General features: G+C 55.4%; 21 protein-coding genes. 15 read left to right on the forward strand and 6 right to left on the reverse strand.

Annotated features, from left to right (window positions below):
* Positions 1-148: 148 nt before the first annotated feature.
* Positions 149-1,228, forward strand: coding sequence for an iron-containing alcohol dehydrogenase family protein (locus EKM95_RS10155; protein ID WP_125698105.1), 1,080 nt, complete (start codon positions 149-151; stop codon positions 1,226-1,228).
* Positions 1,229-1,295: 67 nt separating this feature from the next.
* Here EKM95_RS10155 and mnmG read toward each other — a convergent pair whose 3' ends face one another.
* The 6 genes from mnmG to rpmH all read right to left on the reverse strand — a co-directional run bounded on the left by mnmG (position 1,296) and on the right by rpmH (position 7,133).
* Positions 1,296-3,200 (reverse strand): tRNA uridine-5-carboxymethylaminomethyl(34) synthesis enzyme MnmG, encoded by a 1,905-nt coding sequence (mnmG, locus tag EKM95_RS10160; RefSeq protein ID WP_125698107.1) that lies wholly within the window; start codon positions 3,198-3,200, stop codon positions 1,296-1,298.
* Between the two features lie 35 nt (positions 3,201-3,235).
* Positions 3,236-4,621, reverse strand: a complete 1,386-nt coding sequence (gene mnmE / locus EKM95_RS10165; RefSeq protein WP_125698109.1) for a tRNA uridine-5-carboxymethylaminomethyl(34) synthesis GTPase MnmE — start codon at positions 4,619-4,621, stop codon at positions 3,236-3,238.
* 135 nt (positions 4,622-4,756) lie between these two features.
* A complete protein-coding gene (gene jag, locus EKM95_RS10170; protein WP_125698111.1) occupies positions 4,757-5,512 on the reverse strand; it encodes an RNA-binding cell elongation regulator Jag/EloR in 756 nt (251 codons plus the stop codon).
* A 14-nt stretch (positions 5,513-5,526) separates the two neighbouring features.
* Positions 5,527-6,360: a YidC/Oxa1 family membrane protein insertase gene (locus tag EKM95_RS10175; protein WP_379897179.1), complete on the reverse strand. Its 834-nt coding sequence runs from the start codon at positions 6,358-6,360 to the stop codon at positions 5,527-5,529.
* A complete protein-coding gene (rnpA, locus tag EKM95_RS10180) occupies positions 6,353-6,751 on the reverse strand; it encodes a ribonuclease P protein component (protein ID WP_164510175.1) in 399 nt (132 codons plus the stop codon). The genes EKM95_RS10175 and rnpA overlap by 8 nt, the downstream gene beginning before the upstream one ends.
* A gap of 241 nt (positions 6,752-6,992) precedes the next feature.
* Positions 6,993-7,133: a 50S ribosomal protein L34 gene (rpmH, locus tag EKM95_RS10185; RefSeq protein WP_125698113.1), complete on the reverse strand. Its 141-nt coding sequence runs from the start codon at positions 7,131-7,133 to the stop codon at positions 6,993-6,995.
* 562 nt (positions 7,134-7,695) lie between these two features.
* On the opposite strand from rpmH, the gene dnaA reads away from it, so the two are divergent.
* The 14 genes from dnaA to EKM95_RS10255 all read left to right on the forward strand — a co-directional run bounded on the left by dnaA (position 7,696) and on the right by EKM95_RS10255 (position 22,716).
* Entirely contained in the window at positions 7,696-9,048 is a 1,353-nt protein-coding gene (dnaA, locus tag EKM95_RS10190) for a chromosomal replication initiator protein DnaA (protein ID WP_125698115.1), read from the forward strand.
* Positions 9,049-9,229: 181 nt separating this feature from the next.
* The gene (gene dnaN, locus EKM95_RS10195) at positions 9,230-10,372 is read left to right on the forward strand and encodes a DNA polymerase III subunit beta (protein WP_125698117.1); all 1,143 of its coding nucleotides are present in this window, start codon (positions 9,230-9,232) and stop codon (positions 10,370-10,372) included.
* Positions 10,373-10,643: 271 nt separating this feature from the next.
* Positions 10,644-12,056: a hypothetical protein gene (locus tag EKM95_RS10200; RefSeq protein ID WP_125698119.1), complete on the forward strand. Its 1,413-nt coding sequence runs from the start codon at positions 10,644-10,646 to the stop codon at positions 12,054-12,056.
* A 204-nt stretch (positions 12,057-12,260) separates the two neighbouring features.
* Positions 12,261-12,479, forward strand: coding sequence for a S4 domain-containing protein YaaA (gene yaaA, locus EKM95_RS10205; RefSeq protein WP_379897178.1), 219 nt, complete (start codon positions 12,261-12,263; stop codon positions 12,477-12,479).
* Entirely contained in the window at positions 12,476-13,591 is a 1,116-nt protein-coding gene (recF, locus tag EKM95_RS10210) for a DNA replication/repair protein RecF (RefSeq protein ID WP_125698123.1), read from the forward strand. The genes yaaA and recF overlap by 4 nt, the downstream gene beginning before the upstream one ends.
* Positions 13,592-13,648: 57 nt before the next feature.
* On the forward strand, positions 13,649-15,598 hold the full coding sequence (gene gyrB, locus EKM95_RS10215) for a DNA topoisomerase (ATP-hydrolyzing) subunit B (RefSeq protein ID WP_125698144.1): 1,950 nt from the start codon (positions 13,649-13,651) through the stop codon (positions 15,596-15,598).
* 108 nt (positions 15,599-15,706) lie between these two features.
* A complete protein-coding gene (gene gyrA, locus EKM95_RS10220) occupies positions 15,707-18,400 on the forward strand; it encodes a DNA gyrase subunit A (protein WP_125698126.1) in 2,694 nt (897 codons plus the stop codon).
* A gap of 61 nt (positions 18,401-18,461) precedes the next feature.
* Positions 18,462-19,163: an MgtC/SapB family protein gene (locus EKM95_RS10225; RefSeq protein WP_125698128.1), complete on the forward strand. Its 702-nt coding sequence runs from the start codon at positions 18,462-18,464 to the stop codon at positions 19,161-19,163.
* A gap of 350 nt (positions 19,164-19,513) precedes the next feature.
* On the forward strand, positions 19,514-19,810 hold the full coding sequence (gene rpsF / locus EKM95_RS10230) for a 30S ribosomal protein S6 (RefSeq protein WP_125698130.1): 297 nt from the start codon (positions 19,514-19,516) through the stop codon (positions 19,808-19,810).
* Between the two features lie 49 nt (positions 19,811-19,859).
* Complete coding sequence (gene ssb / locus EKM95_RS10235) at positions 19,860-20,423, forward strand: single-stranded DNA-binding protein (RefSeq protein ID WP_125698132.1); 564 nt, start codon at positions 19,860-19,862, stop codon at positions 20,421-20,423.
* Positions 20,424-20,489: 66 nt separating this feature from the next.
* On the forward strand, positions 20,490-20,726 hold the full coding sequence (gene rpsR / locus EKM95_RS10240; RefSeq protein ID WP_054718320.1) for a 30S ribosomal protein S18: 237 nt from the start codon (positions 20,490-20,492) through the stop codon (positions 20,724-20,726).
* Between the two features lie 215 nt (positions 20,727-20,941).
* Entirely contained in the window at positions 20,942-21,682 is a 741-nt protein-coding gene (locus EKM95_RS10245) for a hypothetical protein (protein WP_125698134.1), read from the forward strand.
* A gap of 37 nt (positions 21,683-21,719) precedes the next feature.
* Positions 21,720-22,190: an NUDIX hydrolase gene (locus EKM95_RS10250; protein ID WP_125698136.1), complete on the forward strand. Its 471-nt coding sequence runs from the start codon at positions 21,720-21,722 to the stop codon at positions 22,188-22,190.
* Positions 22,183-22,716 (forward strand): GNAT family N-acetyltransferase, encoded by a 534-nt coding sequence (locus EKM95_RS10255; RefSeq protein ID WP_125698138.1) that lies wholly within the window; start codon positions 22,183-22,185, stop codon positions 22,714-22,716. Before EKM95_RS10250 ends, EKM95_RS10255 begins: the two co-directional genes overlap by 8 nt.
* The last annotated feature ends 164 nt before the right edge of the window (positions 22,717-22,880 follow it).

Below are 22,880 nucleotides of genomic sequence, written 5' to 3' on the forward strand. Positions count from 1 at the left end.
CCGCCGTAAAATCGGTGGTGCTAGAAACGTTGATACCGCGGGGCAAGCACGAGATGTGTCATTGTTCCCGGGAAATAAAAGCGTTGACTTCCCTGGGTTCTCTGGTAGAGTAGAGAAATATTAAAATAAAATGAGAGGATGGGATCGAATGGATCTGATGCAAGAACTGCGCCCAGGCGCAAACCGATATATTAGCGAAGCGGGGGCGGCCCAGAACTTGCCGGCCATTCTCGCCCCATTCAAGCAACCAATCGTCGTCACCGGCACCAAGTCCTTTGCCGCCTTTACAGCCCACTACGCCGACACGATCACCTGGCCGATTTTTCACTACGATGGCAGTGCCAGCGATGAAAACGGGGCGGCGATCGCAGCCCAGGCCCCAACCGCCGATGCCGTGGTCGGCATTGGGGGTGGGCGCGTCCTCGATACAGCCAAAGTGGTGGCCGAGTTACTCGGCGCTGCTTTTATCAGTGTGCCCACGCTGGCATCAAACTGCGCACCTTTCACGCCGATTGGAGCGATCTATCACCCAGATCACACCTTCAAACGCGTGGCGTACTTCACGCACGCGCCATTTGCGACAGTCGTCGATTGGGACATCATGTTGACGACCCCGCAGGCCTATTTTGTCGCCGGCATCGGCGATACGCTTGCAAAATGGTATGAGATGGAAGGCCTGACCCGAGGCCGCGAAAATCAGCTGCCTGCGTTCACCCGTCTGAGTCGCGCCACAGCCAAGGTGATTCTCGACACTCTCCAAAGCGAGGCAAAAGACGCGTTGGACGCCCTTGCAACTGGCGACGCGACCCCCGCGTTCACAGATACCGTGGATACGATCATCGGCCTCGCCGGTGACGTCGGCGGGTTCGGCGGTGCAGACGGCCGGCAAGCCGGGGCCCATGCGATTCATAATGGGCTGTCTTATCTCCCAGAGACTCACGATGTCCTGCATGGCAGCAAGGTGGCTTATGGGATCCTGGTCCAACTTGCCTACACTGGAGACGTCGGCGAGATTCAGCAACTGCAGCCGTTTTACGAAACGATCGGCTTGCCGAATAACCTGGCGGCGGTCAACGTGACCGAAGACGTCGCCGCAAAGACTCAGACAGTGGCAGCCTGGGCCGCCAAGCCGGAAGAGTCCTTCAGCCTGATCGACCCGGCGATCACCCCAGCCAAGGTTGAGGCCGCGATGCAGCTTGTTGAGCAATTAGCTTCTGAAACAAAATAGCACGCAAAAAACCACCCGCATTCTAGCAGCGATCGTTTCACTGCGAAAAATACGGGTGGTTTTTTGGTCACGCCGGTTTCACCTTGGCGATCTTCCCTTGTGTCACATACACCGACAAGATCGCGACATCGGCCGGATTAACGCCACTGATGCGACTGGCTTGGGCCAAGGTCTCAGGCTGAATCTTCGTCAGCTTCTGGCGCGCTTCCGTGGCCAACCCGTTGATTGCCGAATAATCGATGCGCGCAGGAATCTGCTTACCTTCCATACGCTGAAGCCGCTCGATGCTCTGACGTTCCTTGGCAATGTAGCCCGCGTATTTGAGCTCGATCTCGACTTGCTCCGCGATCAGATGATCCAGCGGGGTCGGGGCCGGGGTGAATTGCATCAGATCCGCGTAACTGACCTCTGGGCGCTTGAGAAAATCGCTGGCCAGGACGCCATCCTTGAGCGGCGCCGCCCCTTTTTCGGCGAGCCAGTCATTGACGTCGCGCGGGCGCAGCCGGACCGTCTCAAGCCGGGCCAACTCCGCGCTGATCGCGTGTTTTTTGGCTTCAAAGGCCGCAAACCGATCATCATCGATCAATCCAAGCGCCCGCCCTTTTTCCGTTAGGCGCAGATCCGCGTTGTCGTGGCGCAAGATCAGGCGATATTCCGCGCGACTGGTCAACAGCCGGTATGGTTCATTGGTGCCCTTTGTGACCAGGTCATCGATCATCACCCCGATATACGCGTCCGAGCGCTGCAACGTAAAGCCAGCCTTTCCCTGGGCCCGCAGCGCCGCATTGATGCCGGCGATCAGGCCCTGGCCCGCCGCCTCTTCATAGCCGCTGGTGCCGTTCATTTGGCCCGCAGTGAACAGGTTTTTGACCACCTTGGTCTCAAGCGTATGCGTTAGCTGCCACGGCTCGATCACATCGTACTCGATGGCGTAACCCGGCCGCATCAACTCGGCGTGTTCGAGCCCCGCCACGGAATGCAGCATCTTGAGCTGAATCTCTTCTGGCATCGAGGTGGAAAAATCACCGACATAATACTCGCTCGTATCCCGGCCCTCGGGCTCCAAAAACAGCTGATGCCGCGGCTTATCGGCGAAACGCACGACCTTGTCTTCAATCGATGGGCAATAGCGCGGCCCGACCCCTTTGATCACGCCGGAAAACATCGGCGCGCGATCCAAGTTGGCGCGAATGATCTTGTGCGTGGTCTCATTAGTGTATGTCATCCAGCAGGACAGCTGGTCTTTGAGATAGACGCTGTCGGGCGTGGTGAAGCTGAAGGCATGCGGCGCCTTATCGCCAGGCTGTTCTTCCGTTTTGGAAAAATCGATCGTGCCGCCTTCCACACGCGGCGGTGTCCCGGTCTTGAAGCGGCGCAGCGCAAACCCTTGCGCCTCAAGGTCCTCAGACAACCGGATGCTCGGAAGGCTATTATTAGGGCCGCTAGAGTACATCAGCTCGCCGATGATGATCTTGCCGCGAGAAGACGTCCCCGCCGTCAAAACGACGCTCTTGGCCCGATAACGGGCCCCTGTCGCCGCCACCACGCCAACACACACGCCATCCTCGACTAGGAGGCGTTCAACCAGCCCCTGGCGCAGATCAAGGCCCGGTGTCTGTTCGATGGTCTGCTTCATTGTGCGGTGGTAAGCCGCCTTATCCGCCTGGGCCCGCAGCGCGCGCACAGCGGGGCCTTTGCCGGTATTGAGCATGCGCATCTGAATATAGGTCGCATCAATGTTTTTGCCCATTTGCCCGCCCAAGGCATCGATCTCGCGCACCACGACGCCTTTTGCCGGCCCACCGACTGACGGATTGCAGGGCATGAAGGCCAACATCTCAAGGCTGATGGTGATCAGCAACGTTTTTTCACCCATGCGCGCCGCAGCCAGCGCCGCCTCACAGCCTGCATGGCCGGCGCCGACCACGATCACATCATATTGCGTTGCTTCGTACTCATGTATTTCTGGCATGATTGCTCCTTTGTTTTCCCGGGAAATAATGACGCCTACTTGCCCAGACAGAACTGGGAAAATAGCTGGGTGATCAATTCATCTGGGGCCGCATCGCCGGTGATCTCGCCAAGCTTGTCCCAAGCGGCCGTCATATCGATCTGCACCAGGTCGATCGGCATCCCCGCCTCGATACCAGCCAGCACGCTCTGTAGACTGGTCTTGGCCTGTTGCAAAAGACCGATCTGCCGAGCATTTGTCACCATCACCTGGCTTTGACTGTTGTCGATGCCCTGCATGAACAGATGCACGATTTTATCGGCTAAAGCATCCATCCCCTGTTGGGTACGCATGCTGGTGGCGATCACTTCTTCGGCCGGCACATCCGGCAACGCGGTCGCCGTCAGCGCATCCGGCAGATCCTGCTTGTTGAGGATCACGATGCGCTTTTTGGCGGCGGTCGCTTGAATCAAGCCAAGGTCCTCGGCCGTGAGAGGGGTGCTGGTATCCAGCACCAACAAGACCAGATCCGCCTTGGTGATCGCCTCGCGTGAGCGCTGAACGCCGATCTTTTCCACCTTGTCTTCGGTGTCGCGAATCCCAGCCGTGTCGACTAGTTTCAACGGCACACCTTGGACATTGACGTATTCCTCAAGCACATCGCGGGTGGTCCCAGGCACATCGGTGACGATTGCCTTTTCCTCTCGCAACATGTGATTGAGCAATGAGGATTTGCCGACATTGGGCCGGCCAACGATCGCCGTGGCCAAGCCATCCCGCAGGACCTTGCCTGAGCGCGCCGTGGCGAGCAGCTCATCGATGCGACCTAACACAAGTGCGGCTTTTTCCTTGAGCAGGCGGGTGGTCATTTCATCCGTGTCATATTCCGGATAGTCGATGTTGACCTCGACCTGGGCGAGGACTTCCAGAATCTCCTGCCGTAGCGCCGTGATCAAATGATGCAGATCGCCATCGAGTTGGTCGACTGCGACTTGCATCGCCCGGTCTGTTTTGGCGCGAATCAGGTCCATCACCGACTCGGCTTGCGTTAAGTCGATGCGGCCATTGAGAAAGGCCCGCTTGGTAAATTCACCAGGCTCCGCCATCCGGGCCCCAGCGCCAAGCACGAGTTGGAGGACGCGGTTCGTCGCCACGATGCCGCCGTGGCAATTGATCTCCACTAGGTCTTCGCGGGTGTAGGTCTTTGGCTTGCGCATCACGGAGACCATCACTTCATCGACCACTTGCTGGGAGTCAGGATCGATGATGTGACCATAATTGATGGTGTGGCTCGGCACCTGACTGAGGTCCTTGCCCTTGAACACCTTTTGCGCGGTCTCAAGCGCCGATTCGCCGCTGAGCCGCACGATCGAGATCGCCCCTTCACCAGGTGGCGTTGAGATCGCCGCGATCGTGTCATATTCCGTGATCGTTGAATCCATGAGCATCCTCCTTGCAATAAAAAAAGCGCACCATCCGCCACGACCTCCAGTAAAAGAGATCGTGGCGGACAAAGCACTTTGACTACTTCATCACGTGTTGATTTAGGTCTATCCTAACTGTCCGGCCTGAAAATGTCAAAATGGCCGGGCATTTTTTCGCGTCACCACGACATACCGCCGAGGATCGGTGCCTTCGGAATGCGTCTCGACATAAGTGTTGTCCGCAAGCGTGGCGTGAATCGCCTTGCGTTCAAAAGATGGCATCGGGTCGAGATAAACGGCGGTGCCACTGGCGATGACTTCCCGCGCACTCTTTTCAGCTAACCGGCGCACTGCGGTATCGCGGCGCTCGCGATAATCGCCGACGTTGAGCATCACCGTCCATTTGCTTTTCCCATAATGATTGAACTCGGTTTGGGCCAAGTACTGAATCGCATTGATGATCTTGCCATGCTTGCCGATGAGCAGCGCCTCTTTTGGCGTTTTGATCTGGTACCAGACCTGATCACGTTGACGATTGCTGGTGATGCTGGCATCGATGTCGAGCGCCCGGATAATGTCCTCCAGGTAGCTTTGGACCAGCGCGATCGCCGTTTGGTCGTCGCGCCGCGGGGCTTTATCTTGCTGTTTTTCGATGCGCCGTTCGGTCAGGTGTTCACTGGCCTTTTCGCGCAACTTGCCCAGCGGCGAATGGGCTGGCTTGCTGTCATCCTCAACAGGGGCGGTCTCGATCAATTTGAGATTGACGATCGCCTCTTTTTTGCCGAGGCCAAACAGCCCTTTTTTCCCCTCTTGAATAACGTCAACATTGACCTGCTGGCGCGTCACCTTCAGCGAGGCAAGACCAGTCTCGATCGCTTGTTGAATCGTGGCTCCTTGGAACGTTGGCATAACTCTCCTCCAGGTTACTTACGTAGTGCACGCTTGTAGGCTTTGCGAAGCGCTCGTTGACGCTCGCGTTCCTGGCGCTCTTTTTCCTCACGCTGACGCTGCGCCTTGAATGGGTTTTGAAGCAGGAAGGTCTGCGCCAGCGAAAAGGCGTTGGTGACCACCCAGTACAGGGCAAGGGCGCTTGGGAAGCTGGCCCCCATGAACAGAATCATCAGTGGCGAGATGCCGACCATCACCCAGTTCATCGTCGTCCGCGTTGGCTGAGCCATCGTGGAGGTCAGACTGGTCAGCAAGGTAAACAGCGCCGCCAAGATCGGCATGATCCAGGTCGGATCGGGCTTGGCGAGGTTCATCCACAAAAAGCGCCCGGCTTGCAGCTCTTGGGTCCGGTAGATTGCCTGATACAAGGCCAACATGAATGGCATCTGAATCAGCATCGGCAAACAGCCCATCACTGGGTTGATGCCTTCCTTGGAGTAGAGCTTTTGCGTCTCTTCACGCAGCTTGGTCTGGGTCTCCGTGTCCTTGGAACTGTATTTTTTCTGCAGTTCCTTCAGCTGCGGGGCGATCTCCTGCTGCTTGGACATGCTCTTGATCGAGATGTAACTGAGCGGGAAGATCAAGATGCGAATCAGCAAGGTGAAGACGATAATGCCGACCCCAGCATTGCCGCCGCCAAAGACTTTGCTCAGCCACAGGATGAACTGCGCGACATTATAAATGATGCCGCGATCCCAAAAGCCAGTACTGTTTTCCGTGACCGTGGTGTTGCTGCAGGCTGCCAGCACCACCGTGACCATCGCGAGTCCTAGCCCGACAAGCAGGCGTTTGGTTGTCCGTTTATTCACGTGTATCCCTCTCTTTGATCGACGTATTCTGGTCGGCGATAGGTGTCGTTGTCTGCGACAAGACACCGGCTAAAGTGAGCGCATGGATCAGGTTCTGTTTGGTCCCGGCCATATCAAGCGTTTTCGCCGGTTTCCGCGCGATCACCAGAAAGTCAGCCTGCGGATCGAGTTGCGGTTTCAACTCAAGCAGACTTTGCCGGATGTAGCGCTTGATCTGGTTACGCATGACGGCGGTATGCCCCACCTTTTTGCCGACAGAGATGCCAACGCGAAAATGCGGCTGATCACGGTGCAGATGGTAGATCACGAAATTTCGGTTCGCGACCGACTGCCCATGCTCAAACACGTGCTGGAATTCATCTTCTCGTTTGATACGGTAGGATTTGCGCACGACGCTCCCTCACAATCTGAGTTTAAGTATACAAGACATGACGCACTGGTGCACTATGTATCGCGACATTGCCGCAGTTAGCGCCAGGTGTGCGACAAGCAATCAGCTCTATATAGGATAGAACTGATAACAATTGCGCCGGTCCAGCGGTCATCCATTGACCTGACGCCATTGAGTCAGGAGGCCGCATCCCGCAACTTCCTGAAAAATAAAAAAAACCACTGACGCGGTCAGTGGGTTGTTAGGCAGATAAAACTTTACGTCCCTTGGCGCGACGACGAGCTAAAACTTTACGGCCGTTCTTCGTGCTCATACGCTTCATGAAACCATGAACGCGTTCGCGATGACGCTTCTTAGGTTGGTAAGTCCGCTTGGTGCTCATATGCTGCCACCTCCTGTTTCGATCACTTATATGCGACTCATTATTTCAAACATCTTCCCATTATACGGACGGGATCCCTTGGCGTCAAGGCGAAGCGAAAATTTTTCACCGAGAACTTATCCACAAAGCTTGTCCAAAAGTCGCCTTCTTTGTGGACAACCCGTGAAACACGCTGCGCCGGTTTTCCCGATTATCCACAGTTCATCCGCCGCTTATTCGCAAAATCACAGCCTGTGTAACACGTTATCCACAAGCCTGAGGAAAAGTGGGGAAAACTTGTGAAACATGCATTGCATCAAGGCTTCGGTTTCACAGAGGTCCTGTGGATAACGTGTGTGATATGCGGCGGTATCGGTTTTTCCACAAATCTGTTGATAACTTGTCGACATCGCTGTCAAAAAACTTTCCACAGCCCTGTTGATCATGTGGAAAACTGCTTTGCCTGTGGAAAACTCCTAGGCGCAATGCTAAACTTATTCTTGCGGCAACTGATGACCCATGCAGCAGTTGCACCGCATTTGGCCTTGTCCGGCTACGTGCGGCGAATTGAGGAGGAACCACTGTGGCAAATATCGATGATCTATGGACGTTTATTCAAGAAAAGTTCCGCGCCAGCATGACGGCTGTTGGCTATAACACCTGGGTCGATTCCGTCCGGCCGCTGCGGCTGACCGATACCACGCTGACGATCGGCGTCCCATCGGAGTTACATAAGGATTACTGGGAAAAAACGCTGGTGACGAAGATCGTCGCGTGGGCGTATGAATTTGCGAATCTGGAGATCAACCCGCTGATTCAAGTCATGCAGGAGACGCCAAGCGATGACGCCGAGGAGATCACGATCGCCAATCACCACGAGGAAGACCCGATTCCCACCTTCCGCACCACGACCCAGCTCAATAGTAAGTACACGTTTGACACCTTCGTGACAGGCAAAGGCAACCAAATGGCCCATGCCGCCGCGCTGGTCGTGTCGGAAGAACCTGGTCAGCTCTACAACCCGCTTTTCCTCTACGGTGGCGTGGGCTTGGGCAAGACCCATTTGATGCAGGCGATCGGCCATGAATTGTTGAAAAAAGAGCCGCATGCGAATGTCAAATATGTGACCTCTGAGGCTTTTGCGAACGACTTCATCAATTCCATTCAGACCAAAAAGCAGGAGCAATTCCGGCAGGAGTACCGCAATGTCGATCTGCTGCTGGTGGATGACATCCAGTTTTTCGGCGATAAAGAGGCAACGCAGGAAGAATTTTTCCATACGTTCAACGCTTTATATGAAAACAAGAAACAGATCGTGCTGACGTCTGACCGCCTGCCCAACGAGATTCCAAAGTTGCAAGAGCGCCTGGTATCTCGTTTCAAATGGGGCTTATCGGTCGACATCACACCGCCAGACCTCGAGACGCGAATCGCGATCTTGCGCAATAAGGCCGATGCCGAACAGCTCCAGATTCCGGACGACACGCTGTCTTACATCGCCGGCCAGATCGATTCAAACGTTCGCGAGCTAGAAGGAGCGCTGGTCCGAGTCCAGGCGTATGCCACCATGCAGGGCCGCGACATCACGACCAGCCTCGCCGCCGATGCCTTGAAGGGGCTGGCGACCAACAACAAGGATGCGGGCCTCTCGATCAATCGCATCCAGGACGCCGTTGCCAAGTATTACCAGGTGACCGTGACAGAGCTGAAGGGGAAAAAGCGCGTCAAGCAGATCGTCATGCCCCGCCAGATCGCCATGTACCTCGCCCGGGAAATGACCGATAGCAGTTTACCAAAGATCGGCCAAGAGTTTGGCGGCAAGGATCATACCACGGTCATCCATGCGCACGAAAAGATCACCGAGGCGATCGCCGGCGATGAGCAATTACGGGCGCAGGTCCTGGAACTGAAAAACAAGCTGAAAAATCGCGGCTAAGGGGCTGTGGATAATTCTCGGATCGTCCCCGTTTTTGTCCACAAGTTATCCACAGTGCATCACTCGCTGCCTTGGGAGTTCCGCGGTCTTTTCCCCAGTTTCCTCAGTGCCTACTACTACGACTTAAAAAGATTTAAACTATAGATATAGATGCACCGCATCCATTCAGGAGGGACAAGATATGAAATTCACGATCACTCGCAGCATTTTTAGCAAAGCGTTGAACGATGTCTCACGCGCGATCTCGACAAAGACGACCATTCCCATTTTGACCGGCCTTAAGCTCGATCTGACGGAACAAGGACTCGTGCTGACTGGCAGCAATGCCGATATCTCCATTGAAGCCACCTTGGACGTTAACTCCGAGCAAAACGACCTACAGATCGAATCAACCGGCAGCATTGTATTGCAGGCAAAATTCTTTGGCGACATTGTCCGCAATCTGCCGGAAAAGACGATGACGCTAGAGGTCAAGGATGGCTTCCAGACCGTGATCACCAGTGGCGCCTCTGAGTTCAACATCAACGGCTTGGATGCGAACAACTATCCGCACTTGCCAGAGATCGACGCCGAGGATGCCTTGACCGTTCCAGCATCTGTCTTGCAGCAGCTGATCAACCAAACGGTCATCGCGGTGTCCAACCAAGAGAGCCGGCCGATCTTGACCGGGGTCCATTTGGTGATCGATAGTGGGAAGCTGATCGCTGTGGCCACCGATTCCCATCGTCTGGCCCAGCGGACATTGGCGCTGCCAGAAGCAGGGGATGCGCATTACGATGTGATCATTCCAGGCAAGAGCTTGACCGAGTTGAGCAGAACGCTGACCGATGACATTCAAAATGTCGAGATTCGCTTTGCCGAAAATCAGGTCCTGTTCATCGCCGGGCGCAACGCGTTTTACTCCCGCTTGCTGGAGGGTAACTATCCAGACACCTCGCGTCTGATTCCGACCACCAGTTCCACGACGGCCCAGTTCACCGCACCAGTGTTGCTGGCATCCATTCAGCGTGCGAGCTTGATGTCGCATGAAAGCTCCAACAACGTGGTTCGCCTGGCGCTGGATCCAGCCAGTCAAACGGCGACCCTGTTCGGCAACTCGCCTGATGTCGGGAATGTGGAAGAGCAGCTGACCTTCACGAGTTTGGCAGGGGAAGCGCTAGACATCTCCTTTAACCCGGACTACATGAAAGATGCCCTGCAAGGCGTCGGCCCAGCGACCATCGAGTTGGCCTTCACGGCACCGCTTCGGCCATTCACCATGGTGCCGACAGAAGACCGCGACCAATTCATTCAGTTGATCACTCCGGTTCGGACTTTCTCGTAAAAATACAAAGCACTAGACTTGCTGAAAGCTGTTTGCGCGTGTTGCGTAGATGGCTTTTTTGCTGTCTGTAAAAGGGCCGGTCCTCACCGCAGATTCAGTCAGTATGATTTGGGGGTTCGAGATGCCGCCGTTTTATTGACATGGCGTCCCATATCCAAGCAAAAAAATATCTAACCGTAGTATCTTAACTCATGCATCAAAAAACATTGTCACTCGTGGCTCATTCTGCGTAATTTGTTGATATGACAATGAAGGAGTGGAGTGATGCAACATGAATAGACGATGGCTTCTTTTTTGCGCCGCCTTATTTGCTTTGATCGCAGTCGTTGTGAATCCGGGGCAGGTGGCGCGTGCGGCAACGCGTGACCTGTTTGAAGGGGTCACCTATGATCCGCTTTCGGCAGAGGGGCAAGTCGTCTCGCCGCCAGCCGATCTTTATACGTTCGTCAATGAACCAGTGCTCTTAGCAGCGGTGTATGGCCTGGCCCGCGATCAGCCGGCGACCACCACCGTTCCATACATTCGCGGCCTTTCAAGCGACATGCTCGCAACAACTGTCTATCGCCCTGCAAAAACGCTGGCGGCGGTCAGCTTTTTTGATGTCGTCGGGGCGGCTGGTTATGCGCACCGCCAACTCGTTTTTAAGGAAACCGGCACGTTTTCCTTGTCCGTTTATCCGACGCTGTTTACTGGGGATGCCGTCGCTGCAAGATCCGTCACAGTGCATGTGTTGCCCAGCGCGCCTGCCCATCTGACGGCGCTTGTCGATGGGCAGACGATCGCCTGGAATGTGCTGTTGCCACTGTATTGGCAAGACGATCAAGGCCGCCTTTTTGCCCCAGCCAGCACCGTGACCTATGATCGCCCGCGCCCGCTTTATTATTATCTGGCCAGCACGCAGCAATTGATGACCTTGACTGCGCAACAGACCTTAGCGAAAACACTGCTGGTCCCGCCACTAGATGGCCCGCCTGATAAACCGTTTCAGGTCCATCTTCAAATCACAGTTGGTGGCCACGTGTTCAGCGGCCATTTCACGCAAGGGGGACTGCAGGAAGGGCGCGATGAGGTGGGGGACTACCTGGATGCGCCAGTGAGTTACCCACCGCAACCGACGCATCAACGCCGCTTCCTGTGGTATCGCGAAACAGGGAGTCAACGCGAATTGGTACAGGCGGACACACGCTCACGTTTTTATCTTCCCGCTGGCAGTGCGCACACGCGTTACCAGGTCGTCACTCAGTACACGGCCAGCACCACGACCGCGGCCGTCGCGCTGGCGGAGGCCTTTCAATTGCCGCTTGCCAGCAGCGGTGATGAGAGCACGCTTTTGACTGTTGGCGTCCGCCAATTGCTGCACCAAGACGTTCAATTAGCGCTGCCATGGACTGAGCTCACGATCGACGTAGCCGGGCCTTGGCAACTTTGGGCGACCGCCAAGCCGGTGAGCGATGGGCAACACAATTTGGCCGCAGAATGGCATTTGGGTTCAGCCTTTGCCAATGGCCGCCTACCATCGCTTTCAGAAAATTGGGTCGCAAGTGGCAGCGGTCCTGCTATCCTGCCGTTTGAGGACCCGTATCTGCAACTATTCGCGCAACCTGTTGTTTGGCGGGGTCAGTATCAGACGAGTCTGATATTTGAACTGCGGCAGGAGCCGACCCCGGAAGTGCTTGAGAAATGACACAAAATAGGGCCAGATCGTCAAATTTGGCCCAATTTTGCGTTTTAACCGTTTTTAGGATGTTTTAGACATAGGGGCTATCTCTCACTAAAATCGAGTGAAACCGCCTGATATCGCCAAATCGAATTGTTTTAGGTACAAACAAACGGTATAATATATAGGTAGGATTATTCTCAAAAACTCAAACCGAGGGAGTGGCAAATAATGGCGATCGTGACGATCAACACGCCGTATATCACGTTGGGTCAGTTACTGAAAGAAGCTGGCGTGATCGATAGCGGCGGGGCGGCAAAGGCCTATCTTGCTGTCAATACGGTGCGCATCAACGGGGCACCAGATTCGCGGCGCGGCCGGAAACTGGTGCCGGGCGACAAGCTGGCCTTGCCTGACGGGGCTGCGATCACCGTCGCTTCTGCGCAATGAGACTGGATCATCTAACGCTGAAGCAGTACCGCAATTATTCGGCGGTGGATGTCGATTTTTCGCCGCAGATCAACGTGCTGATGGGCGCCAATGCGCAAGGCAAAACGAACCTGCTTGAGGCGATGTACGTGCTGGCATTGGCGCGCAGTCACCGGACCAATAACGACCGGGAGCTGATTCAATTCGGCGAACAGTTTGCGCGCATCGCGGGCCATGTTTCACGTGAAACTACGAGCAACGACCTGGAGCTGATCATCAGCACTCAGGGCAAGCGCGCTCGTATCGATCGCATCGAGCAGCCAAAATTGTCGCAGTACCTGGGCCGATTCAACGTGGTGCTTTTTGCGCCAGAGGACCTGGCCTTGGTGAAAGGCTCCCCGGCAACGCGGCGGCGGTTCATCGATATGGAGTTCGGGCAAATGAGTGCCAAATATCTCTTTGCCCTCTCGAATTACCGGACGATGCTCAAACAGCGCAATGCCTATCTCAAGCAGCTTAAATTTCATCAAGCCAAGGACCAGGTGTATCTGGAGGTGCTCGGCGATCAGTTAGCAGGGTTTGGCGCCGAGATCGTCGTGGCCCGGACCAGCTTACTCCAGCAAATGGCCACTTTTGCAGCGACAATACATGGCGGCATTACCAAGGGCAGGGAACAGCTGACCTTCAGTTACCAAAGCCAAGTTCCGGAAGCGGCAAGGCAGTCGGTGGAAACAGCGCAGGCGGCCTTACAAACGCTTTTCAAGCAGCACACCGCGCGGGAGGTCGAGCAGGGCACCACGCTGGTCGGCCCCCATCGCGATGATGTGGCGTTTATCGTCAATGATAAAAATGTCGCTAATTATGGCAGCCAGGGCCAGCAACGGACTACGGCTTTGGCCGTCAAACTTGCCGAGATCGACCTAATGAAGGCACAGACCGGCGAATACCCAGTGTTGCTGCTGGATGACGTGTTGTCGGAGCTCGATGATGCGCGCCAGACTCATTTGCTCAAGGCAATTCAAAATAAAGTGCAGACCTTTCTCACCACGACTAGCCTCGATGGCATCGCGCGTGAGTTGATCGACGCGCCGACTGTTTTCCATGTCGACCACGGCACGCTTAGCACGCAATAATCAAAAGACGGAGGAATCAATCTCGTGGCAGAAAACACAAACGAAACACCTGAAGAGATCGAAGCAGAAGCCGAAAAGAGAGACGAACTGGCAGCGGAGTACGATGCCAGCCAGATTCAAGTGCTCGAAGGCCTCGAAGCGGTCCGGAAACGGCCGGGGATGTACATCGGCAGCACTAGCAGTCAAGGGCTCCATCACCTGGTCTGGGAAATTATCGATAACGGGATCGATGAGGCACTTGCTGGTTTTGCCAGCGAGATCAACATCGAAGTTGAACCGGACAACTCGATCACGGTCGTCGATGACGGGCGCGGCATTCCAGTCGACTTGCAAAAAAAGACTGGCCGGCCAGCGCTGGAAACGGTCTTCACCATTCTCCATGCTGGCGGTAAATTCGGCGGTGGCGGCTACAAGGTCTCCGGTGGCCTGCACGGGGTCGGCGCCTCGGTCGTCAATGCGCTATCGACCTCGCTTGACGTGGTCGTCACCCGTGGCGGCAAGCGCTATTACATCGATTTCAAGCGGGGGAAGGTCAATACGCCGATGAAGGTCATCGGCGACGCGCCGGAACACGAACATGGCACCAAGGTCCATTTTGTGCCCGATCCGGATATCTTCACCGAGACCACGATCTATGATGATAAAATTCTGACCCAGCGCATCCGCGAGCTCGCGTTCTTGAATAAAGGCCTCAAGCTGACCTTTACCGACAAGCGGGCCGAGACCGCGGAAAAGAAAGTCTTCCATGCTGAAGGCGGGATCAAGGAATATGTTGAGTTCCTCGACCGCAATAAGGAACACCTGCTGGAAGAGCCGATCTATGTCGAAGGGCAAAGCAATGGCATCACAGTGGAAGTCGCCATTCAATATACGAATGACTACCACACCAACTTGATGACGTTTGCCAACAACATCCACACCTATGAAGGCGGGACGCATGAGACCGGGTTCAAGGCGGCGCTGACACGGGTGGTCAACGACTACGCCCGCAAGTTTGGCTCACTGAAGGAAAATGATGAGAGCCTTTCCGGCGACGATGTGCGTGAAGGGATGACGGCGGTTGTTTCCGTCAAGCATCCGGACCCGCAATTTGAAGGCCAGACCAAGACCAAGCTCGGCAATGCCGACGCACGGACGGTCACCGATCGCACCTTCTCGGAAGCCTTTAACAAGTTCTTACTGGAACATCCAGATGAGGCGCATCAGATCGTCGATAAGGCGATGGTGGCGTCAAAAGCGCGTGCCGCTGCCAAGCGTGCCCGTGAAGCGACCCGTAAAAAGAGTGGGCTGGAAATCTCCAATCTGCCCGGCAAGCTCGCCGATAACGCCAGTAAGGATCCCGAGATCTCTGAGTTGTTTATCGTCGAAGGGGATTCCGCGGGGGGCTCGGCCAAGTCCGGGCGTTCGCGCCTGACTCAGGCCATCTTGCCGATTCGCGGGAAGATCCTGAACGTTGAGAAAGCCAGCATGGAACGTATTTTGGCCAACGAAGAGATTCGGACCCTGTTCACCGCGATGGGCACCGGCTTCGGCGATGACTTCAATGTCGCCAAGGCCCGTTATCATAAATTGATCATCATGACCGATGCCGATGTCGATGGGGCGCATATCCGGACGTTGCTGTTGACGTTGATCTATCGCTACATGCGGCCGCTCTTGGATGCCGGCTATGTCTATATCGCCCAGCCACCGTTGTATCGCGTGCGTCAGGGCAAAATGATGCGCTACATCGATACGGATGAGGAGCTGCAGGATGTCTTGGGTCAGCTGCCGCCTTCGCCAAAGCCCGAGATTCAGCGGTATAAAGGGTTAGGTGAAATGGATGCCAGCCAGCTCTGGGAGACCACGATGAATCCGGACACGCGCCGGATGCTGCGGGTCTCGCCGGAAGATGCCGAAAGTGCGGATGGTATTTTTGACATGCTGATGGGTGATAAGGTCGATCCACGCCGCAAGTTCATCGAGGAAAATGCGAAGTTCGTCGACACTGAAAATATCGATGCTTAACTCAAGTCGCCTCGCTTTAATGCGGGGGCTTGGCACCCAAAAAATCGGGGCGCGATCGTTAGAAGCGGCCCAGCACCATTTTTGCTATGAAGGGAGATAGTAACGTCAATGGATGATCGTCAAGAAAGCCGCATCACCAACGTCAACTTGGCGCAAACGATGAAGACCTCATTTCTCGATTACGCGATGAGTGTCATCGTTGCGCGTGCTTTACCAGATGTGCGTGATGGCCTGAAGCCGGTGCAGCGCCGGATTCTGTACGGGATGAACGAACTGGGGGTCACCCCGGATAAACCGTATAAGAAATCCGCTCGTATCGTCGGGGATGTCATGGGGAAGTACCATCCGCATGGGGATTCATCGATCTATGAAGGCCTGGTGCGAATGGCCCAGGACTTTTCATACCGGTACATGCTGGTCGACGGGCACGGGAACTTTGGCTCCGTCGATGGCGATGGCGCCGCCGCGATGCGGTACACCGAAGCCCGGATGAGCCGCATTACCTTGGAGATGCTGCGCGATATCAATAAGGACACCATCGATTACACCGATAATTATGATGGCACGGAAAAAGAGCCAGTCGTCCTGCCGGCACGCTTCCCGAATCTCTTGGTCAACGGCGCGACCGGTATCGCGGTTGGGATGACCACCAACATTCCGCCGCATAACCTCGCCGAAACGATCTCGGCCCTGCATCTGTTGATGGATGACCCGGATGTCACCACCGCCGATCTGATGACCGCGCTGCCTGGTCCCGATTTTCCAACAGGGGGCTTGGTGCTGGGCAAGGCCGGCATTCGGCGCGCCTATGAAACAGGGCGCGGCACGATCACGGTCCGCGCGAAGACCGAGATCGAGACCAGCAAAACAGGCAAGGAGACCATCATCGTCACGGAGATTCCGTACATGGTCAACAAGGCCCGCCTGGTTGAGCGCATCGCAGAACTCGCCCGTGAAAAGAAGATCGATGGCATCACCGACCTGAACGATGAATCCGACCGCGATGGCATGCGCATCACGATCGATGTGCGCCGCGATATGAGCGCCTCGGTCGTGTTGAACAACCTCTTCAAGCTGACGCCGATGCAGACCGGTTTTTCTTACAACATGGTCGCCATCGTCAACGGCGAGCCCCGCACGCTGAGTCTCAAGGAGATTCTGCAATATTACCTCAAGCACCAGGAAAGCGTCATTCGCAGGCGGACCGAATTCGACTTGAAAAAGGCCGAAGCGCGCGCCCATATCCTGGAAGGCTTGAAGATCGCGCTGGATCATATCGATGAGATCATCTCGATCATCCGCGGTTCCCAGACTGGGGATGCCGCCAAAGTGATCTTGATGGACAAATTCAAGCTCTCGGATAAGCAAAGCCAGGCCATTTTGGATATGCGCCTGGTTCGGCTGACCGGTCTGGAACGCGAGAAGGTCGAAAACGAGTACAACGATGTCATTGCGGCCATCGCCGATTTCAAAGACATCCTTGCCAAGCCGGAACGCGTGCACCAGATCATCTACGAAGAACTGCTCGATATTCAAAAGCGGTTTGGCGACAAGCGGCGCACCGAGCTGCTGGTCGGCGATGATCTGACGATCGAAGATGAAGACCTGATCGAGGAGCAAAACGTGGTCATCACCCTGACCCATAATGGCTATGTCAAACGCCTGCCAGCCGAGGACTTCAAGGCCCAAAATCGCGGCGGCCGCGGCATTCAGGCCACTGGGGTGCATGACGATGACTTTGTGGAGCACCTAGTCTCCACATCGACGCATGACTTCCTCCTGTTTTTCACCAACACCGGGAAAGTCTATCGCAGCAAGGGTTACGAGATTCCTGAATACGGGCGCAGCGCCAAGGGCATCCCGATCATCAATCTGCTGGGTATTTCCAATCAGGAAAAGGTCCAGACGGTGATCAACGTGACGCCGGGCGGGGATGGCGAGCATTATCTGTTCTTCATCACCAAAAACGGCATCGTCAAGCGCACACCGGTCAAGGAATTCTTCAACATTCGCAAGAACGGCTTGATCGCCTTGCACATGAAGGACGGCGACGAGCTGAGCAATGTCATTCCAACAGACGGCACCGACAGCCTGATCGTGGCGACGCGCCTGGGCTACTCGGTCCACTTCAAGGAAAGCGACATTCGCAGCATGAGCCGCATTGCCACTGGGGTGCGGGGCATTCGCCTGCGCGACAGCGACTATGTGATCGGCTCCGATGTGCTCCGTGATGACGAGGAAGTCTTCGTCATTTCTGAAAATGGCTACGGCAAACGGACCGCGGCCAGCGAGTACCCAACCAAGGGTCGCGGGGGCAAAGGCATCAAGACTGCCAACGTCACGGAAAAGAACGGGCCGCTGGCAGGCATGGTCGCGGTCGATGGCAGCGAGGATATCATGGTGATGACGGACTCTGGGGTCACGATTCGCTTCAATATCCAAAGTGTCTCGCAAACGGGCCGGTCCACATTGGGCGTTCGCCTGATGCGGGTCGATGATGGTGCCAAGGTCGTTGCGATGACCAAGGTCGAACCGGAACCAGACGAACCGGATGGCCCAGAGGCAGGCGATCAGCCAAGCAATGGGCCAACCTCTGAGGGGCCAGTCGCCACTGAAGGGCCATTCGCCGACGCAGACAATGGCGCAACGGCGGATGAAAACGTCGACGCGGCTGAGTATGCCGGGGACGCCGATCAACAGGTGCAAGACCTGCTGAATCGCGCGGAGACGGACGACGAAGCGGACGATGACGATGCTGACGCAACGGATTCGACTGACGCCGATGATGACGACGACATTTGATCACCAGCACGAAAAAAAGCGGGTGTGATGACCCGCTTTTTTCATAGAAAGGAGACGGCACATGTATCATTTATCGCTGATCGATATCGTCGGCCGCTTGCTTCTGGCAATCGTCGTGTCAGGCATTATCGGTTATGACCGGGAACACAAGAACCGGCCGGCTGGCATCAAGACTCACATGCTGGTCTGTGTGGGTGCCTGTATCCTTGCGCTGGTGCAAAAAGAGATCGGCTATAATGCGCTGAACATGGCGATCAGTCACCCCAATTTGTCAGGGGTGCTGCGGGCCGATGATGCGCGGCTGATCGCGCAGGTCGTGTCCGGCATTGGCTTTCTCGGCGCCGGGACGATCATGGTCGAGCATCGTACCATTCGCGGGCTGACCACGGCCGCTAGTTTATGGGCCGTCGCCGGGCTGGGCATCGCGATCGGCATGGGCAACTATGCAATCGCGTTGGCCGCCGCCATCGTGGTGATCGGTGTGCTGACATTGCTGCAGCGGGTGATTCACGTCAATCCGATGAAGCGGCTAGAGATTCAGTATCATCACAAGCTGGAGACCAAGCAGTTCATTCAGGATTATTTTGAGGCGCATCATATCACCGTCAACGATGTGAACTTCAAGGTGACGCAAAACGATGATCTGCAGGTCTATACGAATATCTATGAGATTGAATTGCCGAAAAATATCAGTTACGCGGATGTCATCGAAGACATCTCGTTGAACAAAAATATTATGCGAATCCAGACCATCAGCATCTGATGCCCTGGAAGCAGCAAAAACGGGCTGTGGCTCGTTTTTTTGATTCAGGGTGCGGAGGTCCGCGGGATGGCCGGGTAGCTTCTGCAGATATGCCGGGCGTCTAGGCCGAACGGGTCCCTCACTTTTTTCCCAGTCCACGGTCCTTTTTCGCCGACTTGCGTAATCTCTTTTATCAGCGAAAAATTCGGCGTGCACCCTTGTCCGTCAGGGGCCTTGCCGGAGTTTTCAGTTGAGGTTTCAAAGGTGGTATGGTACACTACTATCTTGTGAGTGTGCAACCTTATTTGGGTTGCGCTTACTCCTTGCCCCTAGGAAAAAGGGGCCAAAGTCCATAAGGAGGTGAAACGTCAATGGCTGAGACCAAGTATGAGATCACTTATATCATCCGGCCTGATCTGGATGAAGAAGCGAAAAACCAATTGGTAGAGCGTTTTGACAATATTCTGAAGGAAAATGGTGCAACCATCATTGATTCCAAGGATTGGCAAAAGCGTAAGTTTGCCTATGAGATCAAGAACTACACCGAAGGCATCTACCATATCGTAAATGCAACGGCTTCCGATGCAGCTGCGATCGATGAATTCGATCGTCTTGCGAAGATCAGTGGCGACATTCTGCGTCAAATGATCGTTAAGCGCGAAGACTAGTTCTGACGGACTGGCTACAGGCAACTAAAACGAAAGGGGAGCTAAAGGGATGATCAACAGTGTTGCATTGACCGGCCGCCTCACGCGTGATGCAGAATTGCGTTACACGCAAGCTGGCGCCGCCGTTGCATCGTTCACACTGGCGGTGGATCGTAACTTCACCAACGCCCAAGGGCAGCGGGAAGCCGATTTCATCAATTGTGTGATCTGGCGCAAAAGCGCAGAAAACTTCAGCAACTTTACTCGCAAAGGCTCATTGGTCGGTGTCGAGGGCCGCATGCAAACGCGGACTTACGACAACGCCCAGGGTCAGCGCGTCTATGTGACTGAAGTCGTCGTCGACAATTTTGCCTTGCTTGAATCCAAAGCAACCACGCAGGCACGGCCGTCTGAGCCAAATGCTGGCGGTCAAAACTTTGGCGGCAATCAAGGCTTCGGTGGTCAATCGACCCCGAACTTTGGCGGCGCCGCTGCCCCATCTTCGTCATCGTCTGCGCACTCGAACGCTGGCCAAGGCAATGCGCCGCAGTCAGGTGATGGTGCGGGCAATAACGATCCGTTTGCTAATAATGGCCAGCCGATCGATATCTCGGACGACGATCTGCCATTTTAAGCCTCGGCTTGAATGGCGTTCCAATACGTTTTTTCTAAAAATCCTATCAGTGAAGGAGTGAATTCCATGGCTCAACAACGTCGTGGTGGCCGTCGTCGGCGCAAAGTCGACTTCATCGCCGCAAACCACATCGAATACATCGATTATAAAGACACCAACCTGCTGGAGCGTTTCGTCTCCGAACGTGGCAAGATCTTGCCGCGTCGCGTGACTGGCACCAGCGCCAAGAACCAGCGCAAGTTGACTGTTGCAATCAAGCGGTCCCGTATCATGGGGCTCTTGCCTTTCGTTGCAGAAGACTAATATGTGCGAAGCCGTCCAGTGATGGGCGGTTTTTTATTAGGCAAAAACGTGCGCCTATATAATAGAAGAAACACATCTGCAAAAAATCAGCGGCAAGGGGCGATCGCGCAACGTGTGCTGCGTTGGGCAGCCGCCTCCTTCCGGGCGCCGCTGCCTGCCATGAGGTGACCGGCGCCATGCAGTAGGTTATACTAAGGCCAAAAGGAGGACTTACGATGATCGAAATGAACGTCCAACTCGATGGGGCCACGACCACGGTGACTTTGGCCAAAGAGCAAGGACAGCTGATCTTCTCACCGCTGACTGATGTGCCTGCTGACGCGCACGCTGTTGTTTTTTACCTCAAGGACAGACATTTGACGGACCGGGAAAAGGCCGATGAGCAGGGCGTTCTTCGCTTGCCATGGACTGTTGAGCCGGAATTTGTGACGCGCTGGTTTGCGACTCAGCAGGGGGAAAGTTCGGTGGCGGTGATACCGGCCGCGCAACAAAAGGCTCTGGGGCCGTATTTTGACCTGCTGACCCAGGTGCTCGGTCGGCTCGGCATTCACATGGCCCCAGTCCCAGCGCCGGCTGCATCAAAGCCGCAGCCAGCCAAGGCGCGTCACCGCTTCGATAAAAAATTAGCCACCACGCCATTTTACATTGAGCGAAATGGCAGTCGGGCGACAGTCTATTGGGTCGCGGCTAAGGAAATGATCGTTAAGGCTGGCGCGGTCCTGACGCAAGAACCGCTCATGAATAAGGATGGCTCGCCGCGCTATGGCACCAAGTACGGCGCTAAACTGCGGGATGATAACGCCGGCGCGATCGATCATTTCACGTTGACCAAGGATGTCAGCTTGCGCAGCGTCAATGAAGTAGGCCTGTTTCTCTACTTCGGCGACACGAATGGCTGGCTGGAGTTGGTTGACGCGCAGAGTCGGACACTCGACGCGCTGACTCGGGTGGATTAGTTTCACGTGAAACGGTGTGCGAAAGGAGCGGCAAGAAATGGGCTATGTGGAAAAATTGCGGGCAGAGGTCGGGCATCGACCCCTGATCCTACCAGGTAGTTGTGTCTTGCTTCTGGATGCACAAGGCCGGTTGCTCTTGCAACAGCGCAATGAGCCGGCAAAGCGTTGGGGCCTGCTCGGTGGATTGATGGAAGCCGGGGAGCGGCCGGGTCAAGTGGTCGTCCGTGAAGTGCGGGAAGAAAGCGGCCTTGAATTGGCCGAGGACCAGCTGCAGCTCTTTGGCGTCTATGGTGGGGACCGGCTCGCAACGGCGTCAAACGGAGATCAGTTTTATCCCGTGATCACCGCGTTTGTGGCGAGGCTCGAGGCAGGCCGGCCCGTGATCAGCGATGACGAGACGTTGCAGTTTCGCTGGTTCGCCCTCGATGCGGTGCCGGAACCCCTGGCAGGCACCCACCAACAGATCGTCACCGATTTTCGAAAAAAGATGGTGTCAACTGATGACTAAAGACGCACAAAATATCATTTATAAGACGCCGCGGCTGTATACGCGAAGGCTGGTCGACGTTGATCTGACGGCGCTTGCGCGGACCTTGCAAGACCCGCTGGCGATGACGGCCTATGCCCACGCCTTTTCAGATGCGGAGGTGGCGGCTTGGCTTGCCAATCAGCAGGCACGGTACCGCGAACCGGGGATAGGCTTGCTGGCAGTCTGCCGAAAAGGTGATGATCGATTGATCGGGCAGTGCGGCCTGACACATCAGGATTTTGGCGGCCAGCGGGTGCTGGAGATCGGCTACCTTTTTGAGCGTGATGCCTGGCATCAGGGCTATGCGATCGAGGCAGCGCGCGGTGCGAAGGCCTACGCCTGGGGGCTCGGCGCCACCGAATGTTGGTCGATCATTCGCGACACCAATTTTGCCTCGATGAATGTTGCGATTCGAAACGGGATGCTAGTCCGCGGCCGCATCGTGAAGCATTATTATGGCCTCGACATGCCGCATCTCGGCTTTTCGGTGCGGCGGCGCGGTTGAGTCGCAAACAAAGAGGGACTTGGACAGGCGCAACCGCGCGTGCCAGGTCCCTCTTTGTTATGGGTCTAAAATTTTTGGTGTTGATTGTGACAACGCCGGAAGTTTTGGACCTTTTTTGAATAACAAAAAAGGCACCTGGTCTTCCCCGGTGCTATGCTTTAAGC

Origin of the sequence: Lacticaseibacillus yichunensis (assembly GCF_003946405.1) — a bacterium.
Lineage (GTDB): Bacteria > Bacillota > Bacilli > Lactobacillales > Lactobacillaceae > Lacticaseibacillus > Lacticaseibacillus yichunensis.